This is a genomic window from Mesorhizobium sp. P5_C1 (assembly GCF_054049815.1).
On sequence record NZ_JBFULQ010000386.1, the window covers coordinates 1 to 5,554 of the forward strand.

6 protein-coding genes are annotated in these 5,554 nt (G+C 63.4%); all 6 read left to right on the top strand.

Going from position 1 to position 5,554, the window contains the following annotated elements:
* Nucleotides 1-50: 50 nt before the first annotated feature.
* Nucleotides 51-839, top strand: coding sequence for an ABC transporter permease (locus ACXJ7R_RS23790; RefSeq protein ID WP_457153982.1), 789 nt, complete (start codon nucleotides 51-53; stop codon nucleotides 837-839).
* On the top strand, nucleotides 839-1,906 hold the full coding sequence (locus ACXJ7R_RS23795) for an ABC transporter ATP-binding protein (RefSeq protein WP_457153977.1): 1,068 nt from the start codon (nucleotides 839-841) through the stop codon (nucleotides 1,904-1,906). The genes ACXJ7R_RS23790 and ACXJ7R_RS23795 overlap by 1 nt, the downstream gene beginning before the upstream one ends.
* 71 nt (nucleotides 1,907-1,977) lie before the next feature.
* Nucleotides 1,978-3,228 (top strand): aconitase X, encoded by a 1,251-nt coding sequence (locus ACXJ7R_RS23800; RefSeq protein WP_457153978.1) that lies wholly within the window; start codon nucleotides 1,978-1,980, stop codon nucleotides 3,226-3,228.
* Nucleotides 3,225-3,674 carry an aconitase X swivel domain-containing protein gene (locus ACXJ7R_RS23805; protein ID WP_457153979.1) on the top strand — a complete coding sequence of 150 codons (450 nt, stop codon included), beginning with the start codon at nucleotides 3,225-3,227 and terminating at the stop codon, nucleotides 3,672-3,674. Before ACXJ7R_RS23800 ends, ACXJ7R_RS23805 begins: the two co-directional genes overlap by 4 nt.
* A 183-nt stretch (nucleotides 3,675-3,857) precedes the next feature.
* Nucleotides 3,858-4,946: a Gfo/Idh/MocA family protein gene (locus ACXJ7R_RS23810; RefSeq protein ID WP_457153980.1), complete on the top strand. Its 1,089-nt coding sequence runs from the start codon at nucleotides 3,858-3,860 to the stop codon at nucleotides 4,944-4,946.
* A gap of 57 nt (nucleotides 4,947-5,003) precedes the next feature.
* The coding region (locus ACXJ7R_RS23815) for a sugar phosphate isomerase/epimerase family protein (RefSeq protein WP_457153981.1) at nucleotides 5,004-5,554 on the top strand (551 nt) is incomplete at its 3' end.

A 5,554-nucleotide genomic window follows, 5' to 3' on the forward strand; every position in this document is an offset into this window, starting at 1 on the left:
GTGCTGGTAATTCTGGCGGCTGCCTCGCCAGTACTCAAGAKGGCCGCGTGATGGCGACAACCCGCGTCCTCGAATGGCTCGGCCGCCTTTACATCTGGCTGCTGCTGGCCTTTCTCTATTTGCCGATCATCATCATGGCGCTGATGTCGTTCAACGTCTCGCCCTTCTACCAATTGCCGTTCGAATGGACGACGGAGTGGTACGCATCGCTGTGGCAGAACGATCAACTGATCGCCGCCACCTGGAACAGCGTCGAGATTGCAGTCATCACCACCGTCATCTGCACGGTACTTGGCTCGGCGGCGTCGCTTGCGCTCTATCGTTACGAATTTCGCGGCAAGAAATTCCTTCAGGCGCTGCTGTTTCCGCCGATCGCCATTCCGTGGCTGATCACCGGCACGGCGATGCTGATCTTCTTCTTCGGCGTTGGCATCGGCCGCGGGTTGCATGCCATCCTGCTCGGCCATGTGGCGCTGGCGCTGCCATATGTCATCGTCGTCGTTTCGGCCCGTCTGCAGACCTTTGCGCCGGAACTGGAGGAGGCGGCGCGCTCTCTCGGCGCCAACCAGTGGCAAGTGACCGCGCGCGTTACGTTGCCGTGGATCATGCCCGGCGTCATTGCCGGTGGCCTGTTCGCCTTCGCCGTCTCGTTCGACCAGTTCGTGGTGTCCTATTTCCTGGCGACGCCGGGGCAGACGACGCTGCCGGTCGAAATCTACGCCGCGATCCGCAAGGGCTTCACGCCCGAGATCAACGCGGTCTCGACGATCATCATTGTCGTGTCGATGGCACTGATGCTGCTCACGGCGCGCTTCTTCAAATTCGGCGGAGAGAAATAATGGCCGGCGTACAGGTATCGAACGTCTCGCGCAGCTTCGGCGCGCACAAGGCGCTGGACGATGTCTCCATCGATTTCGCCGATGGCGGCTTCTATGCGCTGCTTGGGCCGTCGGGCAGTGGCAAGACCACGCTGCTGCGCCAGATCGCGGGGTTCGACTTTCCGGATTCCGGCCGCATTGCCATTGGCGGCGAGAGCGTCGAGCGGGTGCCGGTCGAGAAGCGCCGCATCGGCATGGTGTTCCAGAACTATGCGCTGTTTCCCAATATGAGCGTTGCCGACAATGTCGCCTTCGGCCTGTCGGTGCGCGGCGAGGCCAAGGCGGTGATTGCCGCCGAGGTGCAGGCCGCGCTCGATCTTGTGCAACTCGGCAAGCTCGGCGGCCGACGCCCGCACCAGCTGTCGGGCGGTCRGCGCCAGCGGGTGGCGCTGGCACGGGCCATCGTCACCAAGCCGCGGGTGCTGCTGCTCGATGAGCCGCTCGGCGCGCTCGACAAGGCGCTGCGCGTCGACATGCAGATCGAACTGAAGCGCATCCAGCGAGAGATCGGCATCACCACAATCTTCGTCACCCACGATCAGGAAGAGGCGCTGACGATGAGCGACCGCATCGGCATCTTGCGCGACGGCAGGCTGGTGCAAGAAGGGCCGCCGGAGGAAATTTATGACCGGCCAAAGAGCGAGTTCGCCGCCACTTTCCTCGGCGACGCCAACATCTTTCGTGGCGACAGCACCGGCAACGGCATCCGCCTGGCGGACGGCACGGCGATCGCTGCGGGCGCGGGCGCGACGCTTGCCGCCGGCGCCAAGGCGAGTTGCGCCGTGCGGCCTGAACGCATCCGCATTGCCACCGATGCCGGGGTTTCCAATGCCACCGACGCGAACGTGCTCAAGGGCCAGGTTTCCAAGCGCATCTTCGCCGGCAACAACAGCACGTACTTCGTCGACCGTGCCGGCCAGACGCTGAAGGTCATTGTGCAGAACACCGGCATCGAGCGGCTGTCGGAGGGCCAGGACGTGGTGCTGCGCTGGTCGCCGGAGAGCACGGTGCTGATCGCTGCGGGCTGAGATCTGCAACGGGTCTTGCCAGACCGTTCGCAATCAGGGACAGCATAGCCGGGCAAGAGTCCGGAGTGGCGATGACCTTGGAACTGAGTGGGCGGGACCAGTCGATGCTCGATGGCGAGCAGGGCCAGTCGGCAGCCGCTGCGATGAAAATCCTGGTCGCGTTTTCCAATGCAGTTGGAGCCGGCAGCCTGCTCGATATTGCCGGCGCCCATATCGATGGCTGCCTTTACCACGGCAAGGCCGGGCTCGATTTCGTCGAACGGCTGGTCGAGGGCGGTGGCCGTGTCCGGGTGCCGACGACGCTCAATGTTGGTTCGTTCGATCTCATCCATCCCGGCATTGTGAAGATGCCGGCGGCGGAGGAAGCGCCGGCGCGGCGTCTGATGAAGGCGCATCTCGAACTCGGCTGCCAGGCGACGTTCACCTGCGCACCCTACCAGACGCGGTTCCGGCCGGGCTTCGGCGAGCAGATCGCCTGGGGTGAATCCAATGCCATCGTCTTTGCCAATTCGGTTATCGGCGCGCGCACCAACCGTTATGGCGATTTCATCGACCTCTGCTGCGCCATGACCGCGCGTGCGCCGGCCTGGGGCCTGCATCTGAGCGAGAACCGGCGCGGCCGCATCCTGTTCGACCTGGCCGTTCCTGAGCCGGAGCCGAGCGACAGCCTGTTCGTCGGCGTCGGGCTGTTCATCGGGCAAGCAAGCGGCGATCGGATTCCGGTGATCGCCGGCCTGCCACAACCGCGTGACGAGGACCAACTGAAGGCGCTGGGTGCTGCGGCGGCAACCACCGGCGCGGTGGCGCTGTTCCATGCGGTCGGCATCACGCCAGAAGCGAAGACGCTCGATGAGGCGTTCCAAGGCCATGCGCCAGAGGCTTCGATCCGCATCAGCCGCGCCGACATCGATCAAGCGCTGGCCAGGCTATCGACCGTGCCTGATGGTGCGCCGCTGGCGGCCGTGTCACTGGGCACGCCGCACTTTTCCCATGACGAATGGATGCGTCTGTTGCCGATGGTGCGCGAGATCGCGCCGGCCAGGCGTATCCCGATCTATGTCAACACCGGTCGCGCGACGCTGACGCGATTGCAGGAGGAGGGCGCGCTGGCTGGCATGGAGGGGTTCGGCTTGATCCCGGTCGCCGACACCTGCACTTATGTCACCTCGATCCTCGAGCGCTTGGACGGCGTGGTGATGACCAATTCCGGCAAATGGGCGCATTACGCGCCGGGCAATATCGGCGTGTCCGTCGCCTTCGCCGACATGAGGGATTGCATCCGCTCGGCTGCGATCGGGCATGTTGTGCGGAGTGCGTCATGATTTGGTCGACTGACACCGGGGTCGAGCGGTTCGGGACCTTCCAACTGGCCGGTGAGGCCGAGGGCCGGGCGCTGGCTTTTTCGCAGCCGCTCAGCTTCTGGGGCGGCGTCGACGCCGAGACTGGCGACATCATTGACCATTCGCATCCCGGTCTCGGCCAGAATATCGCCGGCAAGATCCTGGTGATGCCGAGCGGGCGTGGCTCGTCCTCCTCATCCTCGGTTCTGGCCGAGGCGATCCGCAAGGGCACGGCACCTTCCGGCATCCTTCTGGAGCGGCCGGACCCGATCCTGGCGGTGGGCGCCATCGTCGCCGAATTCCTCTACACCATTCGCATGCCGGTGGTGGTGTGCGACATTGCCGGTGTCGCCTCCGGCGACCGGATCGCGATCGGCCTCGACGCGGATGGCCGGGCGATCGTCAGCATCGGGACACGCCCAGACTGAGTGGCTTGGAAGTGCTGCCTCGCGTCGCCACTTCGAACAGACGGCGCGCGCTTATCAGCGCGGCCTTCGTCATTCCTGGTCTGAATCGTCGGTCGTCACAACCCCATGATGGGAAATGATGGTGTCGGCCTTGGCCGAGGCGCAGGCCATCGCGTTATATCCTGTCCTCCACGGGAGGAATGGATGGCAGGCACGGATTTCGAGCCGGATGTGAAGATTCGCACCAGGGAATACCGGATCGGCTGCGTCGGTGCCGGCATGATCATGGCCGAATGCCATCTCGCCGCCTATGCACAAGCCGGCTTCCCAGTGGTCGCGATTGCTTCGCGTACGAAAGCCAGCGCCGAAAAAGTGGCCGGGCGCTGGGGCATCCCAACCGTTCATGAGACGCCGGAACAGCTGATCGAGGACGACCGGGTCGAGATCGTCGATCTTGCCTTTCCGCCCGACCAGCAACCGGCGCTGATCCGCCATGCGCTGAAGCAGAAGCACATCCAGGCGATCCTGGCGCAGAAGCCATTGGCGCTGTCGGTAGAGGAAGCGGTCAGGCTGCGCGACGAAGCGGCCGGGTCCGGCAAGATACTCTCGGTCAACCAGAACATGCGCTACGACCAGTCGATGCGTGTGCTGAAACAAATCATCGATAGTGGCGCGCTGGGCGACATCGTCTTCGCGAAGATCGACATGCATGCGATCCCGCACTGGCAGACTTTTCTTGCCGACTATGACCGGCTGACGCTCGCCAATATGAGCGTGCATCATCTCGACGTGCTGCGTTTCCTGTTCGGCGATCCGCAAGAGATCACGACGCTGACGCGCAAGGATCCGCGCACGAAATTCGACCATTCCGACGGCATCACCGTGTCGACGTTGCGCTTCCCGTCCGGGGTGCTCGCCGTGTCGCTGGAGGATGTCTGGTCCGGTCCGCGGCAGGAGGGCTACAAGGACGACCAGCACATCAACTGGCGCGTCGACGGCACCAGGGGTGTCGCCAAGGGCACCATCGGCTGGCCGACGGGCGTGGCTTCGACCCTGACCTATGCCTCGGCCGAGACGACCGGTGGCGAGTGGGTGACGCCCACCTGGGACACGATGTGGTTCCCGCACGCATTCATCGGCGTTATGGAACAGCTTCAGCATGCGGTGAAGACGGGCACGCCACCGGCGCTGTCCGTCGCCGATAACGTCAAGACGATGGCGCTGGTCGAAGCCGGCTACCGCTCCATGGCACAAGGCCGCACGGTCAAGCTGTCCGAGATATCGATCGACTGAACATCTGGCCGCCGAATCGCGTGGCGGCTGAATCGCTTACCGGGAGGAGTTCACATCATGATGCAGGCGGGTATCTTCACCGRCTATTTTCCCTATGGCCTCGAAGAGGTGGCCCGGCGCATTCGCGCGCTCGATTTCAACACGGTACAACTCGATCTGCATTTCAGGGATATCGACCTCTCGGCTGGGCAGATCACCAAAGATAAGGCGAGGACTGTGCGGGATACGTTCCGCGACCACAATCTGCCGGTCTGCTGCGTTTCCGGCTACACCAACATCATCCACCCGGACAAGGTCGAGCGCGACAAGCGCGTCGGCTATCTCAAGGAGATCATCCGCAACGCGCGCGAATTCGGCTCGCCTTACGTGATCTCGGAAACAGGCACCTACAACACCGAATCCGATTGGGTGCACCACCCCAGGAACAAGACTGAGGAAGGATTCGAGGAATGCCGTAAGGTGATCTCCGACCTTGCCCAGACGGCCTATGACCATGGCGCGGTCTTCCTGCTCGAAACTTATGTCAACAATGTCGTCGGCTCAGTCGAGGAAACGGTCAAGATGTTCGCGCAGGTCGACCATCCTGGTCTTGGCCTGCTGATGGATCC